Below are 18,336 nucleotides of genomic sequence, written 5' to 3' on the forward strand. Positions count from 1 at the left end.
CCTTTACTGCGGAGGCTGCTCTGTGGTGGCCATCTGCAATATAGACAGAGGAGATCCCGCCAAAAAGACTATGTATAGTCCGGATCTTTTCTTCCTCATCTACAACCCATACACGATGTGTGATCTCATCATCGGAAGTAAAATCATACACAGGAGCATGTGCATTTTTCCATTCTTCCATAAGAGTAAGAAGCTCTGCCGGATATCTGCACGCCAGAAAAATAGGGCCTGTGTTGGCATCACAGACATCCACATGACGGATGCGGTCCTGCTCCTTATCCTCTCTTGTAAGCTCATGCTTTTTGATCACACCATTCATGTAATCATCAATGGAGCTGACACCTACGATCCCGGTCTGGGATCTTCCCTTACGGATCAGTTCATACAGATAATAGTTCGGTTTCTCATCCTGGATCAGGATCCCTTCTTTCTGGAAACGATCCAGATTTTCCCTTGCCTTCTGATAAACCATCGGATCATAAAGATCGGTTTCCGGATCCAGATCCATCTCTGCACGGTCTATATGGAGAAAAGATTCCGGATTTTTTTCCCCGATCTCTCGCGCTTCCTCTCTGCTGACTACGTCATAGGGAAGTGCAGCCACCTTTTCTGCTTTTTCCGAAGCAGGTCTTACTGCCCGAAATGCCTGAAATAAAGCCATTATGTTTTCCTCTCATTCCTGCCCGGCCATACGCCGGACTTTCAAATCATCCCGTCCATTCTAACACATATCAAAATTTCCCGCAAACCCTTATCCGGCCCGTTTAAAGTCACTGTTCACTCCGTTCTCAGTAACACACTTCGCGATGCACAGAATTTATGCTAATCGCATAAATTCGCGCGGCCCGTCTTATGCCTTACGTTTGTTCAGCTCCGGCAGTACCGTTGCCAGCATGGTAAAAAAGCATGCACAGCCGCCTACAAGGTTGGAAACTGGTTCCGCCCAGAACACGCCGTCTGTTCCCAGGCCATTCACGTGAGGCAGCAGGAGCGTCAGCGGTACCACGATCACTACCTTTCGGAACAGAGAAAAAAAGGTAGCCTTTTTTGCCTTTCCAAGTGCTACGAACACACTTTGTCCGGTAAACTGCAAGGCCATAAAGCAGAAGCCGAAAAAGTAAATATGAAGGGCAGGAACTCCCTTTTCCAGAAGCCCGGGATCGCTGTTAAAGATCCGGATGAAAAATTCCGGAAGCAGCTTCAGGATTCCCCAGCCTGCCAGGGTATAGATCACACAGACAGCTGTAATAAATTTAATTGCTTTTTTGACTCTGTCGTATGCTTTTTCTCCATAATTGAAGCTCATGACCGGAGAAGCACCTGTAGTAAGCCCATGGACCGGCATGGTGAAAATGTCACGGACAGAATTTAAAACTGTCATGACACCAACGTAGATATCACCACCCCAGGTCTGGAGTGTGGCATTGCATACCACCTGCACAAGACTGTTTGTAAATGCCATAAAAAAACCGGACATACCCAGGCTTACGATACTGCCCACTCTTTTCCAGGAGATCCTCATGGCGCTTTTTTTCAGGTTCAGGATCGCCTTTTTTCCTGTAAGGAAGCGTAAGACCCAGATGGCGGAACAGAACTGGGAAATGATAGTCGCCAAAGCCGCTCCCCGGACTCCCATGTGCATCCCAAAGATAAACAGGGGATCCAGAAGAATGTTCAGTACAGCACCGATCAGTATCGTGAGCATCCCTGTGTTTCCAAAGCCCTGGCTGTTGATAAACGGGTTCATTCCCAGAGTGATCATCACAAACAGGGTTCCCAGAAGATAGATCCTTATGTAGTCTGACGCATAGGAAAAGGTTACATCACTGGCGCCAAAGGCATATAGGATCGGTCTGTAAAAGATAAGGCCAATGGCTGTCAGGATCACTCCTGTGCCGATCAGCATCACAAAGGTGTTTCCCATGAGCATTTCTGCTTCTTCCCGGTTTCCTCTTCCCCGTTCCATGGAGCAAAGCGGTGCTCCTCCATTTCCAAAAAGATAGGTAAATGCGGTGATCAGGGTGATAATAGGAAAACACAGTCCCACTCCTGTCAGTGCAGTGGCTCCGATCTCAGGAATCCTTCCGATATAGATCCGGTCTACAATGTTGTAAAGGAGGTTTAGGATCTGTGCAATGATCATCGGCACAGCCACTTCCATAATGTTACGATAGACATTTCCTGTTGAAAAGTCTGTCTGATGTATCTGCATTTCTTTACACCTTCCTACTTTTTTACTATTGTAAATAATACTATATCTGATATGCAAAGTAAATATTTCCCTGTAAGGCTGCTGTGGAAATATCAGACGTTACTGTTTGTTCACTGTAATATCCCGCAAACTGTTTTTTGTGAGCGAAGATCACAGAAAACCCGAGACATACCGCGCGAACTTATGCGATCAGCATAAATTCTGTACATCGCGAAGCATGTTGCTGCAAACGGAATGGACAGTAACTATCTGATTATCCGTGTATTTATTTCTTGCTATTTTTGTCTAAAAAAGTTATAATAAAGCCATAAAAACGGTAATGATTCCACGTAAAATCGGTCAAAAAACCACATCACTGGGAATCTGTTCCGCATGGAGGTATTTTTATGGATAATAATTATAAGGGCATGGCTGTAGGTGTTTTTGAGCTTGATAACCTGGTTGCCTGTTTTGTTGCTCTTGATGCTGCTTCCAAAGCAGCCAATGTCAGGATCCAAAGTGTTGAGCGTAACCGTCTGAAGAGTGGCGCCTGTGTCAAGATGCGTGGTTCTGTTTCTGACGTTAATGCAGCTATGGAGGTTGCGCTGGAGGCAGCCAAACCTCTTGGTAAGGTTGTTTCTCATACTGTGATCGCTTCTCCTTCTGAGGATACTGAGATTGCACTGAAGATGACGATCAATAAATAAAGGGGGCGACGGATTTATGAATTATGGTGCTTTTGGTTTAGTTGAGGTTGTTGGCAGCAGTAATGCAATCCTGGTGATCGACCAGATGCTGAAGACTTCTGATGTTTCTTTTCTTACCTGGCAGACAAAGTGTGGTGGACATGCCACTGTTTTTCTGACTGGTGATGTTTCTGCTGTTACGGCTGCCGTTGACAGTGTAAAAGGGAACCCGCCTTGTGAGATCGTAGCTTCAGCAGTGATCTCCAATCCTTCCGGTGAGACGGTTCGTCTGGCTGAGGAAGAAGCGGCTAAGAATCATTTTATTTGAGATTTGTCTACCTTATAATTATAAATTATAACGAACGTACGCAGGGAACCGCCCTGGCGTAGCGGGAAGGGCTTCGTCGTCCGCTGGCTTCTAAGGTGCTGCGGCTTCTGCTAAAACCATTCCAAAAAGTTCTGAACTCGCGTCCAGACGCTCAGACAGCAGAACTTTTTGGAATAACGCAGAAACCACACCACCTAAGAATCAGCAGGACTCCTGCAGAACATCCCACTACGCCAGGGCGGTTCCCTGCTGGCTTTTGTATGCGTGAAAATTGCCTCAGACACAGTGCTTTCACCCTAGCTCACTCTCTATGCCACACGTCAACAGCTCTTTTTGTCATCTTCTTCAACCTCACACCTTCACTCCAGCACATTCCCTCTGTCACACGTCAACAGCTCTTTTCGCTATATTCTTCGACCTCACGCCTCCACTATAGCCTTCCACTCCTTCGCACGTCAGCCGGCGAGGTACCGTCTGGTTTGGGCTGGCTCTGCAGGAGGGGTGCGCTTCTTAGGCGGTGGGAATCTGCGTTGCTGGAAAAAATCCAGCTGTTTGAGCGACGCAGGAGCGAGTTCTGGATTTTTTTCAGCGGTTTTAGCAGATTTCCAGCGCCTTAGAAGCCAGCCCCCGACGAAGCCCCAGCCCAAACCAGACGGTACCTCACCGGCGTCCGTCCGCAAAAACCACATCCACATCCACCATCTCCCGTCCATCTTCCACCTTCATCACAGCCACATCCCCCCGATGTGCCACAACCACCCTCTTCCCTCCGACATCACCGGAAAGTTCCATCAGCTCCCCATAATACTTCTTCGAAAAAACACAGGGATTCCCCATCTTCCCATCATGCTCCACACAGGCAATCCCCTTCCCATCTCTCAAAAACACATCCACCAGTCCAAAAACCGTCTCCCACCGCAACCACGGCTGATCTGCCACCGTAAACAAACAAGCATCCATCTCCCGGTTGACCCGCAGCCCAATCTTCAGTGAGGAAGATATCCCCTCATCCGGATGCAGATTATAAAGAAACCGCGCGCCAAGCTTCTCTGCTTCCTGCGCGATCTCCTCATACTGTGTGACAACTGTGATCTCACACCTGTGCCCCTGTTCCTCCAGTGCTGCTTTCACATTTTTCAGTTCCAGGAGAATATGCCTGTACATCGGCATTCCGTCTATCCCGTACAACAACTTATTGCTTCCAAACCGCCGGCTGTTTCCTGCTGCCAGCATGATCAGTCCCAGTTTCATATCACCGCTCCACTTCCTTTCGATTCTAGTACAGCGAATATTAAGTAACCGCCATATTGACTTGCCTGATTTTTCATCTGCTGCGTTGTCGTCAATCGTCGTAGCCACCGCTACGCCTCATTCCTCCGCCTTGCAGATGAAGAAATCATCCTGCGTCAATATAGCAGAAACTTAATTTTCGCTGTACTAGCTGTTTACACTTCTCTGCAGGCTTCCGCAGATCATCATGATCCCAGACTCCTGACCTTGTGCCATAAGCTTCTCCACCACACAAGGATCCTCCAGAGTATCTGCCTTGTTCAGATACGCAAGAAATCTTCGCCCGTCCACGCCTTTTTGCAATCCGTCTTCAGACCGGATGATCTTCCACACATCCATCCATGTCACAGGCTCATCTGTACGCTTTCCCAGAAATCCCGCCACATCATCCGGACGGTGTGCCGTATCACAGATCCTTTTGCCGATGCAGTCAAGACCGATCACTCCTACTACCATATCTGCAAAAGAAGGGATCACCGGCTCATGAACAGCCGGCACTTTAAGGGGTCGGCGCCTGGATCCGTCAGCTTCCACAAGAAGAAGATCACAAAAGCCGGGCAGCTTTTCCAGGATCTCCTTTTCGGGGCCGGAAATCTTTGGCTGCCCGGCCTTGTGATGAGCCGCGATGACGTATCCGTATTGTTCTATAAGCCGGCATGCTCCCGGAATGTCCTCTGCCTCCGCAAAAGGACGTTCCGGTTCCCATGCCATATGCGTGGTTGTGGTCACGATCACACGTTTTCCCTGTCCGGAAAATATTTCTGCCAGTCCAAGGATCAGACTGGTCTTTCCGCCGCCTCCTGTGAATGCCACAGTAAGCACTTTTTCATTTTTCTTCATGACACACTCCATTTATCTTCTAACTTCTTTCAGGAACACCAGGCTCTGTATCGGTCACAGATTCTCATTCCTCACAGATTTCTCTGTTCCCGGAAGCACTCCGCAGGAAAGCAGCACCTCCAGTACTCCCCCTGCGATACACCTCGCCTTGTCTGAGATCGTAAAACAGTTTTTCTTCTGTTCTGCCCTTGGGTCGATGTCCGCGATCTTCATTCCCTCAAAAACAGGGTAGCCGTCCCGGATCAGCCCCCGGATCACGCCGGAAATAGTAGCCTTCACCGGCGTATCACCTACCATGGCGATCACCTGGTCTTTTTCAACAAGATCTGCGATCTGACAGATGTTTTTCATGTTACCGGCTGCCGGTGAATGGATCACACGTTCCTTTCCGATCCCTGCGATCAGTCCCGGCACTCCGGTATTCGGCAGGGCACTGCCTGTTTTTATGATCCTTCCCAGGTTATGGCCGCGCATGGTCTCGATCACGTAATCCACATCCTCCCCTGCGGTAAAGCCCGGGCCAAGTCCCACAGTCAGTGGTGCCATATCCCTGCTGGTCCCAAGATTCTTTTTTGCAAGGATGGCATCGATCACTGCTTCCGGCTCCAGTTCGCGGATATGTTTTCCATGGGTATCTGTCAGAAGAGGGATCTCTCCCTGTGCCCAGCATTTCCTGCACTGGGTCCGGATATCGTTCTCCGTGATCCTCCTGCACACAACGCCTTCTACCTCCGCAGTTCCGTCATAAACAGCTTCACAGAAAGCCACATGACGGCGGATAGCACTTGGACGGTCACATTCCAGGATCAGGACCTGATAGCCACTCTGATGAAGCTTGTGGATCACTCCTGTGGCCAGATCTCCGCCACCTCTCACAAGGATCATTTTATTAGTAAATGCCGCTGCTTTCATCTTCATACACCTGCTGTCCGTTTCCCGGCATTCCTGCCGCAAGAGTATCATAAAGCTCCGCATAGGTTGCATCCTTATACGGGGATACATAAAAGAGTCCCGCGATCCCGGCCGTAATTGCCGAAAGGACAGACCAGGGAATAAAGGAAAGATCCAGGATAAAGGTATCCATCTTCTGTCCGTTCATCATCTCACGGCTTTTTGCAAACACTTCCTTTGTGCTCATATCCGGATATTCCGCAAGAAGATAAGGGATCATCTTATATTCGTAGGATTTTACCACTCCGGGAAGAATAAAAAGCAGCGTCCACAATACAAGATACAGGTCCCGTAAAAACATGGTTTTTACGATATTACCGTAATTCCCGGAACGAAATACACTGAGGAGCTTTCCGGGCCCGGGTACAGAATAAAGGTTCTCAATGTAAAAATCTCTTCCGCCTACCTCCAAAACATTTCCCACAAAGAAATGAAAAAGAATTCCGATCAGAGCCACAGCTACCACGGCACTGGCACTCAGAAGTGCAAAAAGCACTGCCAGTGGGGAGCGAAATACATGGCTGACATAAGAAGTAACACCATTGATATCCGTACCCAAACGATACGTTGTAACACCGTAGTCCGGACTTACCACATTTCCGGCACTGCCAGTGGCCGCACCGCTTCCGCCGGTTGCCATCACAATAGCCAGCACCAGACTTACCAGCACTGCTGACCAGTAATTTTTTTTGAATGCCTGTTTTCCACGCCATTTCAAGTCGCTGCGTTTCCAGCTGATCTTCTGCTCATTCATAACTTAACCCTCCATATATGATTCACGGACACAGAGCTCTCTCCGTCCCTTCTGCCACAGCGCAGGCTCCAGCTCTGCCAGATAACCGCCGCCGTTTTTTACATGCCATTCATAAAAAGCCCTGGGTCTGTCCGCATATTCTTCCATAATGTTCATGATCGTACCGCCATGTATCACAAGAGCCGCTGTCTTTATGTTGTTGCGGATACACTGTGTGACAGCCTTCTGAAATCCTGTAAGGCTCCGGTGCTTAAACGCTTCTCGACTTTCTCCTCCCGGAAAAGGAAGCGTTCCATTGCTATCAATCCACCTCTGATAATCCTGATTTCCGGAAAGCTCTTTATAATTTTTATTCTCAAACTCTCCAAAATCACACTCGGAAAGCTCTTCGATGATATGAAAGCTTTTTCCCGGAAAAAGGATTCCCGCAGTTTCCACACAGCGGCAGAGCGGACTTACATAAAGGGCCTCCGGCATGGGATAGGTCAGCTTTTCCAGAAATTCCTTTCCCTCCGTGCTCAGCGGTTCATCCGTTGTTCCGATATAACGCTGAAGCTTATTTCCGGGTGTCTGTCCGTGTCGTATCAGATATAATCTAATCATCCTTCAGCACCGTCCCGATCCCGCATACCACTCTTGTGACCCTGCTGCTTTTTGCAGCCAGTGCAGTGCACACCCGGCCAACAGCTTCTCGGTACTGCCGTTCAAAAGCATCCGCCGGAACGATCCCGTAGCCTACCTCCTCACTGACAAGGATCACATCCGGATCCTGCTGTGCCAGCTTTTCTGCCAGGCCGGTGAGATCTTCTCCTGCCTTCAGAGCTTTTCTTATGTATTCCTGAAATCCCAGAACACCCGCTGCCTTCAGAAGCTCCTCTTCTGTGATCTCTCCTCCGAATTTCCAGTCCACATCCGGGAACTGTGCTTTTGCATAGTCAGCTTTTCCCTGATATGCACCTCCGATTATCATTTCCATAATATTTTTACCTCATCCAAATCTTCATTACAGATTAAACGTGCCACCAAGAGCAAGCACCAGTGCCATCACAACCTCGCAGATGCAAAGGAAAAATCCGGAAAGATCACCTGTGGTCCCTCCAAAATATTTCAAAGCCATATGGTGATACCACCAGAATACCAGAAGTGCGCTGACAACTGCCAGAACACCCAGGACCGGATCTACCCATATCATCAGCGCTGCAAGGATCACAAACATCGTGATAAGAACATTTCGCACTGCGATCTCTGACGCATTTCTGGAAAATTCTGCCACAGTCCCGTCTGTCCTTGCCTTGGGAAATGTAATCACACCGATCCCGGAAAGACATCTGGACATCATAAAGCCCAGGCTCATGATACAGATCCCGTTATAATTTCCAAGGAGCTGATCCCAGGCTCCCAGCCAGAGGATAAAATATACACAGGCTGTGATAATGGCAAATGCACCTGCATGGGAATCCTTCAGGATCTCCAGCCTCCTTGTGCGTTCCTGCCAGGAGCTTAATGCATCTGACGTGTCCAAAAGCCCGTCTACATGAATGCCGCCGGTAATAAATACCGGGATCACAGTAAGGATCACAGCGAGAAAAAATGGCTCCAGAGCTACGTGTACACCGAGGACCCCTCCTGCAAGCCAGGTCAGGATGCCGATGGCAGTCCCCACAAAGGGGAAAAAGCACATCATATATTTTATGTTTTCCTTCTTCCAGTCCACCATGGGCATAGGAATCTTTGAAAACATGGCAAAGGCTGCCTTAAAACTGTTCCATAAGCTTTTCATGCTTCCTTTCCTCCTTTATGCCATACAGGGATCCCGTATACGACTTCCACAACCTCTTCTGCCAGCTCTGCCAGCTTCTGGTTGATCTGTCCCAGCTCTTTTTTGTACTGTTCTGATTCTTCCTCGTAGAGGATCCCGTCTGAAAAGATCTCGTTGGTGACGATCACCACATGCTTTGCCTGGGAAAGAAGATTTTTCACCCCTTCTGTGATCTTTTCTGCCACCTCCGGGTGGAAGCCGCCTTCCCGGAACATCTCATTTGCAACCAGATTGGACATGCACTCCAGAAGGACCACGCAGTCCTTCGGGATGAGCAGCTCATCCAGCTCTGTATATCTTTCAATTGTCTCGAAGCCTTTTCCTGCACGCATGTGCCGGTGTCTGCGGATGCGCCTGTGGCTTTCTTCGTCAAAAGCCTGCATGGTGGCGATATAGATCCTTCTGGCTTCGCCAAGGGAAAGTACGGTTTCTTCCGCAAAAGCAGATTTTCCGCTTCCGCTGCCTCCTGTTACAACAACCAGCATATTATTTCAGCTCCTCGTACTGTTCTACATTGATATCACCAAAGGTACTCATGGAATTATATACTGCACAGGACAGATCCATCATCGGAAACAGTGCCACAGCTCCGGTTCCCTCGCCCAGGCACATGCCTGCGTGGATGATCGCTTCCTTGCCAAGCTCCTTCAGGATCAGCTGTGCTGCAGGCTCTTTGGATACATGAGACGCAAGGATATGATCACTTACCTGCGGGCAGATCTTTATTGCGATCAGTGCAGATACGCAGGAAATAAATCCGTCCATGACAACCGGCATTCCAAGTGCTGCTCCTCCAATGAATACTCCTGCCATTCCTGCAATATCCAGTCCACCTACCTTTGCCAGGACGTCAATGGCATCTGAACGATCCGGATTATTCAGGGCGATCGCCTTTTTGATCGCATTGATCTTCCGTACAAGCCCTTCACTGGTCAATCCGGCACCACGTCCGGTCATATCTTCCACCGGTTTTCCGAGAAGCACAGCTGCTACCGCACTGCTGGTGGTGGTATTTCCAATGCCCATCTCGCCGGTTGCAAGAACCTGATAGCCTTTTTCCTTCAGCTCCTCTGCCATGGCAATTCCGGCTTCGATGCCACGGATCGCCTGATCTCTTGTCATCGCCGGCTCTCTGGTCATATTTCTGGTCCCATAAGCAACCTTAAGATCTGTACGGACCTTTGTATCTGTGACCATTCCCACATCTACAGGAAAAAGCTCTGCTCCACACTGACGGCACATCACACAGCAGGTAGTAGTCCCTTCCAGAAAATTCTCAGCCACAACAGCCGTCACTTCCTGTCCGGTCTGGGTCACACCCTCTTCTACAACTCCGTTATCCGCGCACATGGCAACCACTGCTTTTTTCTCCACACGTACCTCCGGTGTACCTGTGATACCGGCGATCTGTGTCAGCATATTCTCCAGCTCTCCCAGAGAATGCAGGGGCTTTGCAATACTGTCCCATCTCTTTCTCGCCCCCTCCATAGCCTTTTCATCCAGAGGGCGGACTTTCTTCACTGCCTCATCCAAAGTCATCATTTGCTACCTCCAATCCTTTTACCTGTGGTAAAAATAATAAATTTACTAAAGATATAATTCAACGCCAGCACGATAAATTGTGTGCAGAATTTTGCAAACATATCCCGGAATCCCAGGATCTCCGCCAGAAGCCATACGCCACCTACCTCAATGACCATGGTCACCAGACGGGCACTTATAAATTTCAGAAAGGGCCGTATATGATCCCTCCATGTTTCACAGCGGTCATGAAATACAAATCTGGAATTCACAACATAGGCAAACAGGATCGCCAGGATGATCGATATGATGTTGGCACTCATCAGTGGAATTCCCATTGCCCTCATGATATAAAAGCTTAACAGATTTACGAGAGTCGTACAACCACCCCAGAAAATATAACGGATCACATCATTTTCATAGAATTTAAGGATCCACTTTTTCATTGGTATCTCCTCCTCGTATGATCTTTGATACGATATATCTTGGACGGCGTTTTACTTCCTCATAGATCCTGGCAATATAATATCCGATGATCCCAAGGCTCATCATCACAGCACTTCCAATAAAGAGCATCACGATCAGAAGTGTGGTATAGCCTTCCACCGCATGCCCGGAAAAATACCGGACCAGAGAATAGACCAGAAGGAGCAGGGAGCACCCAAAGCAGCCCACAGCACCGGCTGTTACAAACTGCAGTGGAAGTGTTGTAAATGCCACGATATTCCGAAACGCATAGCTGATCAGCGTTCCTGCAGACCATTTGGATTCTCCGGCCTCACGCTCCTGCACCTCAAAAGGTACGGAGATGCTTTTGAAGCCTATCCAGGATGATGCCGCCCGGAAAAACATGCTGCGCTCAGGCATGGCGAGAACACTCTCCACCGCTTTCCTGTCCAGCAGCTTGAAGTCGGAAGCATTTTCCATATCAAAGCCGGTGGCATGGGACATGATCCGATAGAAAAATCCGGCACTTTTTCTGTGAAAAAGAGTTTCTTTTCCCCGTTTTTTCTTAATACCCTCCACAACCTCGTAGCCCTGCTTCCAGAGCCGGTACATTTCCAAGAGGATTTCCGGTGGATGCTGCAGGTCACAGTCCATCACTGCCACCGCATCTCCGCATGCCTGTGCAAGGCCGGCCACAATTGCTGCTTCTTTCCCGAAATTTCTGGAAAAATGCACACCTGTCACATTTTTATCTTCCCTGGATACTTTTTCTATGGCTGCCCAGGTCCCGTCAGAGGAACCGTCATCTACCAGGACCAGTTCATAACGGATCCCGGCCTGCCCCAGGAGCTCTCTGAGAGTCCGGCAGGTTTTCTCCACCATCGGTTCCTCGTTACAGGCAGGCAAAACTACCGATAATCGGCTCATTTCTCCTGTTTTCCCCTTTCTTTTTGTTTTCTCTGGCGCCGGTAAGATATCACGATTACGGCAAACAGGATCAGGCCGATCACCGTCAGTATCATTCCGGGCACAATATACGGTGTACAATATCTGAGTGCGATCGTATGCCTGCCTTTTTTTAATTCCAGCCCCATATACATACTGTTTGCCTGCACAAGTTCTGTTTTTTCTCCATCTACATAGGCGGTAAAGCCTGCGCTGTAGGGAAGGGAAAATACCAGGATCTTATCGGAAGTGGTTGTGATATCTCCACGAATGCAATTTGTCTCCATTTTGATATTCTGAAGACTTTCTTTTCCAAGCTCCTCTGTCTGTTCTTCAACAGAAGCCATGGGCTGACATACCACATACAGATCATCAAAGGTATATTCTCCCGGCATGGAGAATGTCAGTGTCATAGTTCCTGCAGAATAGTTTTTATATCCCATATTCAGAAGAAAATTATGTCTTCCGCTGTAGCCGTTGTATTTATCTGTAAAGATCCGGATAGTCTTGTCCACGGAGCCCATTGAAACATCCACTGCTGATTCCTTGCTTTCTTTCCAGTAGCGCCAGTTATTGTCTTCATAACGCACGGTATTCTTCTCATATTCTGTCATGGAATCCCATTTTTTATCACTGACCACTGCACGTGGAGAATAGGCATTAAAATCCAGATTTTTTGCCACAAGATAAACCTCAGCCTCCGGCTCTCCCTGATATCCGATCTGTACGGTTGCTCCTTTTTTGGCCACAATGATCTTTCCGTCTTTTATCTTACAGCCTTTTCCTGCTTCCAGTGTAAAATCTGCTTTCTTATCGTCAAAGGTGAGGTCTGTCTCAGGAAGACTGCTGTCCTCCAAAACTGCCCCCTGCAGGAGCGCCTGCTGCTTTTCGGTCACGGAAAGCTTTTCATACTTTTCTCTGGGGATCCAGGAATCGTAGGTATAACCAAGAGGAAGGGAATCCTCGTCTTCGTAGATCCTGTATTTTTTTGTGACTGCCGCTTCGCTGTCATAGCCGTATGGCAGAAACCCATATCCGCTTTTTTTGATGGCAAAATATTTCACCGAGGCAAGACGGTCCAGGATACTCCGTCCGTCCAGGCTGCTGTAACGATAATCCCAGGGGGTATTCAGATACATTTCATCAAAGAAACGGCTGATATTTCCATTTGCCACACTGAAATAATAGGAAGTACTGTTGGTTCCCATATACATGGCCGTATTCACATAGGAGCCCGTTTTGTACTGATCATATCTGGTAACCGCTGAATCGTCCATTGACAAGATCGCTTTGTCCGGTCCGGACTGAAGCTTCTCCAATGCCTGATTCTTTTCCTCGAATTCTGGCAGATAATTCTTTTCGTAAGAATACTGGTACGAAACATTCAGAAGGATACTTGTCACAAGCACGGCGACGATCATTCCACAGAGATATTTTCCCTGTGTAAATATGTTTCCGTAGGAAACCACGGTAAACACAGCCAGGACCAGCATCATCAGTGCCATGATATTGCGTTCCGTGCGGGCGGATTCTGAAAACAGTGCCAACCCGCAATATACCAGCAGCATTACAAATATCCGTCGTTTTTCCCTGATGCCCAGCGTAAACAGTTCCGGATATGCCTGTACCAGGATATATGCGATCAGCATTCCATATGCCCAGATCCATCGGTTGGACACGTATGAAAATCCATTCAGTACATGACCAGCAAAAGGGATCAGCAAAAACAGGTTCAGAAGCACAAAGCCCAGCTTCAGTCCCGTATATTTTTTCTTTTTGGAAAAGATCACAAACACGCCTGCCATTGCGACTGCGGAATATCCAGCAACTCCCCACTGGATCATATTTTCGCCGATCAGGCAGCCGAGATATTTTTCGTAGTAAATGCGGTCATATAACAGTGGCACATAATTCTGCGCCTGAAAGCGCTCTGTTCCAAACAGAGTCATGACCACAGGTAAAAAGATCAGTGCAGCGATCATAAGTGCGACCAGATAAAAGCCAGCAAATTTCAGGAACCACTGAAATACATCTTTTACTGAACGCTTGCGGAATATTCCAAAATACCGGAAAGCTGCATACAGCACCATAAAGATACTGATCATATAAAAGAAATAAAAATTAGACATTGCCGCTACAGCCGTCGCACAGATAAAAAGGTATGGCTTTTCTTTTTTGTAAATCTTTTCAATTCCCATAAGGACCAGCGGCAGATAGATCATGGGATTGGAAAAATATGGATGCTTCATGGACGCATAAATGGTCCATCCTGCAAAAATATAAACAAGGCTTCCAAGAAATGTAGCCTGTTTGGGATTCTTGCGGTAAAAGCAGTAAATGCTGAATGTAATACCCGCCAGATAAATGCGGAGAAAGATCAGAAGCTCATATAAGATCTCTGTGTCTTTTTCCGGTACAAAAACGGACAGTAAGGTCAGCGGATCACCGATCACATAATAATGAAGTGTTGTAAGGATATCGGAACCGTATCCGATATGCATATCCCACATAGGAAGGGAAAGCTTATGCTCCGTCACCAGCGTCTGCAGAACATTCCGCAGATATTTTCCATAATAGGCCAATGCATTGATGTGCTGCGGAACACCGTCATGACTCCAGATCAGGGATTTTCCATTAAAATAAAAACAACTGTAAATAAACAGCGAGATCGCCGCAAAAACAATCGTATACAGAATATAAAAATCTGCTTTTTTCTCTTTCCGGGATTTCTCCTTCGAAAAAATTCTCTTCATGTATATCTCTCCTGTATATGAAAAAAGGCCTGCGGTGCGCTAAACACCGCAGGCCTGTCACCTAATGCTTAATCAGCAAGCACACTGTATAAACAGTAACTATTGATCAATAATTAGTCTTCTTTCTTATCTGCTCCGTAAAGAGTGATAAGTTTCTGCAGATACTCATATCTAGCCTGAGCCTCAGACTCGTTCTTAGCAAACAGTCTTGCAGCTTTCTCAGGATTCTGACGCTGCAGAGAATTGTAACGAACCTCACCGTTCAGGAAGTCCATATAGTTCTCCATATCCGGTGTCTTGGAATCAAGGCTGAACTTGTTCTCAGCAGCCGGGTTGAATCTGAAGTTGTGCCAGTATCCGCACTTAACTGCCAGCTCTTCCTCTGTCTGAGCTTTGCTCATACCTTTCTTGATACCATGGTTGATACATGGAGCGTAAGCGATGATCAGGGATGGTCCCGGATATGCCTCTGCCTCTGCGATTGCTTTTACAGTCTGGTTGAAGTCAGCACCCATGGAAATCTGTGCTACATATACATAGCCATAGCTCATTGCGATAGATGCCATATCTTTCTTCTTAGTCTCTTTTCCGCCTGCTGCGAACTGAGCGATCGCACCTGTCGGTGTAGATTTGGAAGACTGTCCGCCTGTGTTGGAGTAAACCTCTGTATCGAATACCATAACGTTGATGTCACGTCCGCTTGCAAGAACGTGGTCAACACCACCGAATCCGATATCGTAAGCCCATCCGTCACCACCGAAGATCCACTGGGATTTCTTGGAGAGGAAGTCTTTCTGTGCAAGGATCTCGTTAGCCTTGTCACATCCGCAAGCCTCAAGAGCTGCAACGAGTTTCTCTGTAGCTGCACCATTTGTTGCGCCTACAGCATAAGTATCCAGCCATTCCTGACCAGCTGCCTTAACATCCTCGTTTGTTCCGTTAGCTACAAGGTCTTCGATCTTCTCTTTCAGACCGCCACGGATCGCACGCTGTGCAAGAAGCATACCATAACCGAACTCTGCGTTATCCTCGAACAGAGAGTTTGACCATGCAGGTCCCTGTCCCTTAGCGTTTGTTGTGTATGGTGTAGATGGTGAAGAGTTACCCCAGATAGAGGAACATCCTGTAGCATTTGCAATGTACATTCTGTCACCAAAGAGCTGTGTGATCAGCTTAGCGTATGGTGTCTCACCACAACCTGCACAAGCGCCGGAGAACTCAAGGAGCGGCTGTTTGAACTGGCTGCCTTTTACAGTTGTCTCTTTATATTTAGCGATAACGTCTTCCTTCTGAGGAAGTGTTACACCGTAATCGAAGAATTTCTGCTCTTCTGTGTTAGCTTCAAGCGGAGCCATCTCAAGAGCTTTGTTGCCTTTCTTTCCTGGGCAGACATTTGCGCAGGAACCACATCCTGTACAGTCAAGAGCGGATACAGTCATTGTGAATGTATAGTCTTTCATTCCTGTAAGTGGAAGTGTCTTGATTCCCTCTGGAGCGTTAGCTGTCTCATCTGCTGTCATAGCAACCGGACGGATTGCAGCATGTGGGCAGACGTATGCACAGCGGTTACACTGGATACAGTTGTCCGGAACCCATACAGGAACGTTAACTGCGATACCACGTTTCTCATATGCAGCTGTTCCGGATGGCGTTGTACCATCTACATAATCCTTGAATGCAGATACTGGGAGGCTGTTACCTTCCTGAGCATTGATCTTGCACTGGATGTTGTTTACGAAGTCCTGAGCTTCCTGAGCACCGTGGGATGCGTGAGACATGAAGAGTCCCTCGTCCTCAGCGTTCTTCCAGCTCTCCGGAACCTGAACCTCTACGATCTGTTTAGCACCAGCATCGATAGCTGCCCAGTTCTTCTTAACAACGTCATCACCTTTACGTCCGTAAGTAGCTTTAGCAGCAGCTTTCATAAGCTCGATAGCCTGCTCCTCAGGAATGATTCCTGTAAGTTTGAAGAATGCGGACTGAAGGATTGTGTTGATACGTGTTGGTCCCATGCCAGTCTCAATACCAATCTTAACACCATCGATGGTGTAGAATTTGATATTGTGGTTAGCGATGAAAGCTTTAACCTGTCCTGGAAGATGTTTCTCAAGTCCTTCCATATCCCAAGCACAGTTCAGAAGGAATGTACCTCCGTCAACAAGCTCCTGTACCATGTTATATTTGTTAACATAGGACGGATTATGACATGCAACGAAGTTTGCTTTGTGGATCAGGTATGTGGATTTGATCGGTTTCTTACCGAAACGAAGGTGAGACATTGTAACACCGCCGGACTTCTTGGAGTCATAATCGAAGTAAGCCTGAGCGTACATGTCTGTGTTATCACCGATGATCTTGATGGAGTTCTTGTTAGCACCTACAGTACCATCAGCTCCAAGTCCCCAGAACTTGCAGTTTGTTGTTCCCTCTGGTGTTGTAACAAGTGGTGCGCCTGTCTCAAGAGAAAGGTTTGTAACATCATCCACGATACCGATTGTGAATTTCTCTTTCTCAGTGTTCTCATATACTGCTACGATCTGTGCAGGTGTTGTATCTTTGGAACCAAGTCCATAACGTCCTGTAAAGATCTTAACATCGCTGAACTTGCTGTCGCGAAGAGCTGCAACAACATCAAGATACAGAGGCTCGCCAAGAGCTCCTGGCTCTTTTGTTCTGTCAAGAACAGAGATCTGCTTAACTGTATCCGGGATTGCATCGATAAGAGCCTGTGCACAGAATGGTCTGTAAAGACGAACTTTAACAACACCGACTTTCTTGCCAGCTGCCATAAGGTAATCGATTGTCTCCTCGATGGTATCGTTTACGGAACCCATAGCTACGATGATGTGCTCAGCGTCAGCAGCTCCGTAGTAGTTGAACAGTTTGTAGTCTGTTCCGATCTTCTCGTTAACTTTGTCCATGTACTCCTGAACAACTGCCGGAAGAGCGTCATAATATGGATTACATGCCTCTCTTGCCTGGAAGAAGATATCCGGGTTCTGAGCGGAACCTCTCTGACATGGATGGTTCGGGTTCAGAGCACGGTTACGGAACTCTGCGATTGCGTCCATATCTGCCATATCTTTCAGATCTTCATAGTCCCATGTCTCGATCTTCTGGATCTCATGAGATGTACGGAATCCGTCGAAGAAGTTGATGAATGGAACTTTTCCTTTGATTGCTGCAAGATGAGCAACCGGTGTAAGGTCCATAACCTCCTGTACAGAAGACTCACAAAGCATTGCACATCCAGTCTGACGACAGGCCATAACGTCGGAATGGTCACCGAAAATACAAAGTGCGTGGGAAGCAAGTGCACGGGCAGATACGTTGATAACTCCCGGAAGCTGCTCACCGGCGATCTTGTAAAGGTTCGGGATCATAAGCAGAAGACCCTGGGAAGCTGTGTAGGTTGTAGTCAGGGCACCTGCTGCCAGAGAACCGTGAACGGCACCTGCTGCACCTGCCTCAGACTGCATCTCTGTAACCTGTACTTCCTGTCCAAAGATGTTCTTTCTTCCCTGAGTTGCCCACTCGTCTGTAGCCTCAGCCATTACAGATGAAGGGGTAATCGGGTAAATAGCAGCTACATCAGAAAAAGCGTATGATGCATGAGCGGCTGCATGGTTACCATCCATGGTTTTCATCTTTCTTGCCATTGTTTTTTCCTCCTTAAAGGTTTGTTAAAAAATATATTATTTAGGCTTATGAAGGCCTAAAATTCCATTGGTTATTATATCATAGATTCCCAGTTATGTCCATTTTCTTTCATTGTTTTTTGTATATTATCCTGTACAAACGCCGTTATCTT

17 protein-coding genes are annotated in these 18,336 nt (G+C 47.5%); 2 read left to right on the plus strand and 15 right to left on the minus strand.

Going from position 1 to position 18,336, the window contains the following annotated elements; genetic code table 11:
- A partial coding sequence (locus AB5026_RS00025) for a DUF1015 domain-containing protein (RefSeq protein WP_368212579.1) occupies window positions 1–661 on the minus strand: 661 nt, incomplete at its 3' end.
- 189 nt (window positions 662–850) lie between these two features.
- Window positions 851–2,212 carry an MATE family efflux transporter gene (locus AB5026_RS00030; RefSeq protein WP_022426460.1) on the minus strand — a complete coding sequence of 454 codons (1,362 nt, stop codon included), beginning with the start codon at window positions 2,210–2,212 and terminating at the stop codon, window positions 851–853.
- Between the two features lie 386 nt (window positions 2,213–2,598).
- Between AB5026_RS00030 and AB5026_RS00035 the strand changes: the two genes are divergently transcribed.
- Entirely contained in the window at window positions 2,599–2,898 is a 300-nt protein-coding gene (locus AB5026_RS00035) for a BMC domain-containing protein (RefSeq protein ID WP_015524766.1), read from the plus strand.
- Window positions 2,899–2,914: 16 nt separating this feature from the next.
- Entirely contained in the window at window positions 2,915–3,205 is a 291-nt protein-coding gene (locus AB5026_RS00040; RefSeq protein WP_015524765.1) for a BMC domain-containing protein, read from the plus strand.
- A gap of 660 nt (window positions 3,206–3,865) precedes the next feature.
- On the opposite strand, the gene AB5026_RS00045 is transcribed toward AB5026_RS00040, so the two are convergent.
- The 13 genes from AB5026_RS00045 to nifJ all read right to left on the minus strand — a co-directional run bounded on the left by AB5026_RS00045 (window position 3,866) and on the right by nifJ (window position 18,184).
- Window positions 3,866–4,564 carry an NTP transferase domain-containing protein gene (locus AB5026_RS00045; RefSeq protein WP_368212580.1) on the minus strand — a complete coding sequence of 233 codons (699 nt, stop codon included), beginning with the start codon at window positions 4,562–4,564 and terminating at the stop codon, window positions 3,866–3,868.
- A gap of 78 nt (window positions 4,565–4,642) precedes the next feature.
- The gene (yqeC, locus tag AB5026_RS00050) at window positions 4,643–5,335 is read right to left on the minus strand and encodes a selenium cofactor biosynthesis protein YqeC (protein WP_368212581.1); all 693 of its coding nucleotides are present in this window, start codon (window positions 5,333–5,335) and stop codon (window positions 4,643–4,645) included.
- Window positions 5,336–5,389: 54 nt separating this feature from the next.
- Window positions 5,390–6,253 carry a selenium-dependent molybdenum cofactor biosynthesis protein YqeB gene (gene yqeB, locus AB5026_RS00055; RefSeq protein WP_368212582.1) on the minus strand — a complete coding sequence of 288 codons (864 nt, stop codon included), beginning with the start codon at window positions 6,251–6,253 and terminating at the stop codon, window positions 5,390–5,392.
- Window positions 6,225–7,040, minus strand: a complete 816-nt coding sequence (locus tag AB5026_RS00060) for a DUF975 family protein (protein ID WP_368212583.1) — start codon at window positions 7,038–7,040, stop codon at window positions 6,225–6,227. The genes yqeB and AB5026_RS00060 overlap by 29 nt, the downstream gene beginning before the upstream one ends.
- A gap of 3 nt (window positions 7,041–7,043) precedes the next feature.
- Window positions 7,044–7,643, minus strand: a complete 600-nt coding sequence (locus AB5026_RS00065) for a histidine phosphatase family protein (RefSeq protein WP_015524757.1) — start codon at window positions 7,641–7,643, stop codon at window positions 7,044–7,046.
- The gene (locus AB5026_RS00070) at window positions 7,636–8,016 is read right to left on the minus strand and encodes a bifunctional adenosylcobinamide kinase/adenosylcobinamide-phosphate guanylyltransferase (RefSeq protein ID WP_015524756.1); all 381 of its coding nucleotides are present in this window, start codon (window positions 8,014–8,016) and stop codon (window positions 7,636–7,638) included. The genes AB5026_RS00065 and AB5026_RS00070 overlap by 8 nt, the downstream gene beginning before the upstream one ends.
- A 27-nt stretch (window positions 8,017–8,043) precedes the next feature.
- The gene (gene cobS, locus AB5026_RS00075) at window positions 8,044–8,820 is read right to left on the minus strand and encodes an adenosylcobinamide-GDP ribazoletransferase (RefSeq protein ID WP_015524755.1); all 777 of its coding nucleotides are present in this window, start codon (window positions 8,818–8,820) and stop codon (window positions 8,044–8,046) included.
- Window positions 8,817–9,344, minus strand: a complete 528-nt coding sequence (locus AB5026_RS00080) for a bifunctional adenosylcobinamide kinase/adenosylcobinamide-phosphate guanylyltransferase (RefSeq protein ID WP_015524754.1) — start codon at window positions 9,342–9,344, stop codon at window positions 8,817–8,819. Before AB5026_RS00080 ends, cobS begins: the two co-directional genes overlap by 4 nt.
- A 1-nt stretch (window position 9,345) precedes the next feature.
- The gene (gene cobT, locus AB5026_RS00085) at window positions 9,346–10,398 is read right to left on the minus strand and encodes a nicotinate-nucleotide--dimethylbenzimidazole phosphoribosyltransferase (RefSeq protein WP_015524753.1); all 1,053 of its coding nucleotides are present in this window, start codon (window positions 10,396–10,398) and stop codon (window positions 9,346–9,348) included.
- Window positions 10,398–10,826, minus strand: a complete 429-nt coding sequence (locus AB5026_RS00090; RefSeq protein ID WP_015524752.1) for a GtrA family protein — start codon at window positions 10,824–10,826, stop codon at window positions 10,398–10,400. Before AB5026_RS00090 ends, cobT begins: the two co-directional genes overlap by 1 nt.
- Window positions 10,807–11,754 carry a glycosyltransferase family 2 protein gene (locus tag AB5026_RS00095; protein WP_173758149.1) on the minus strand — a complete coding sequence of 316 codons (948 nt, stop codon included), beginning with the start codon at window positions 11,752–11,754 and terminating at the stop codon, window positions 10,807–10,809. Before AB5026_RS00095 ends, AB5026_RS00090 begins: the two co-directional genes overlap by 20 nt.
- Window positions 11,751–14,525 carry a YfhO family protein gene (locus AB5026_RS00100; protein WP_368212584.1) on the minus strand — a complete coding sequence of 925 codons (2,775 nt, stop codon included), beginning with the start codon at window positions 14,523–14,525 and terminating at the stop codon, window positions 11,751–11,753. Before AB5026_RS00100 ends, AB5026_RS00095 begins: the two co-directional genes overlap by 4 nt.
- A gap of 113 nt (window positions 14,526–14,638) precedes the next feature.
- Entirely contained in the window at window positions 14,639–18,184 is a 3,546-nt protein-coding gene (nifJ, locus tag AB5026_RS00105) for a pyruvate:ferredoxin (flavodoxin) oxidoreductase (RefSeq protein WP_015524748.1), read from the minus strand.
- Window positions 18,185–18,336: the final 152 nt, after the last annotated feature.

The sequence above is a fragment of the Blautia sp. RTP21359st1_E11_RTP21359_211015 genome (assembly GCF_040910705.1).
Lineage (GTDB): Bacteria > Bacillota > Clostridia > Lachnospirales > Lachnospiraceae > Blautia_A > Blautia_A fusiformis.

Excerpts from the sequence above, each read along its gene's own strand:
- AB5026_RS00030 (WP_022426460.1), bottom strand. The coding sequence starts at position 2,212 with ATGCAGATACATCAGACAGACTTTTCAACAGGAAATGTCTATCGTAAC.
- AB5026_RS00035 (WP_015524766.1), top strand. The coding sequence starts at position 2,599 with ATGGATAATAATTATAAGGGCATGGCTGTAGGTGTTTTTGAGCTTGAT.
- AB5026_RS00040 (WP_015524765.1), top strand. The coding sequence starts at position 2,915 with ATGAATTATGGTGCTTTTGGTTTAGTTGAGGTTGTTGGCAGCAGTAAT.
- yqeC (WP_368212581.1), bottom strand. The coding sequence starts at position 5,335 with ATGAAGAAAAATGAAAAAGTGCTTACTGTGGCATTCACAGGAGGCGGC.
- yqeB (WP_368212582.1), bottom strand. The coding sequence starts at position 6,253 with ATGAAGATGAAAGCAGCGGCATTTACTAATAAAATGATCCTTGTGAGA.
- AB5026_RS00060 (WP_368212583.1), bottom strand. The coding sequence starts at position 7,040 with ATGAATGAGCAGAAGATCAGCTGGAAACGCAGCGACTTGAAATGGCGT.
- AB5026_RS00065 (WP_015524757.1), bottom strand. The coding sequence starts at position 7,643 with ATGATTAGATTATATCTGATACGACACGGACAGACACCCGGAAATAAG.
- AB5026_RS00070 (WP_015524756.1), bottom strand. The coding sequence starts at position 8,016 with ATGGAAATGATAATCGGAGGTGCATATCAGGGAAAAGCTGACTATGCA.
- cobS (WP_015524755.1), bottom strand. The coding sequence starts at position 8,820 with ATGAAAAGCTTATGGAACAGTTTTAAGGCAGCCTTTGCCATGTTTTCA.
- AB5026_RS00080 (WP_015524754.1), bottom strand. The coding sequence starts at position 9,344 with ATGCTGGTTGTTGTAACAGGAGGCAGCGGAAGCGGAAAATCTGCTTTT.
- cobT (WP_015524753.1), bottom strand. The coding sequence starts at position 10,398 with ATGACTTTGGATGAGGCAGTGAAGAAAGTCCGCCCTCTGGATGAAAAG.
- AB5026_RS00090 (WP_015524752.1), bottom strand. The coding sequence starts at position 10,826 with ATGAAAAAGTGGATCCTTAAATTCTATGAAAATGATGTGATCCGTTAT.
- AB5026_RS00095 (WP_173758149.1), bottom strand. The coding sequence starts at position 11,754 with ATGAGCCGATTATCGGTAGTTTTGCCTGCCTGTAACGAGGAACCGATG.
- AB5026_RS00100 (WP_368212584.1), bottom strand. The coding sequence starts at position 14,525 with ATGAAGAGAATTTTTTCGAAGGAGAAATCCCGGAAAGAGAAAAAAGCA.
- nifJ (WP_015524748.1), bottom strand. The coding sequence starts at position 18,184 with ATGGCAAGAAAGATGAAAACCATGGATGGTAACCATGCAGCCGCTCAT.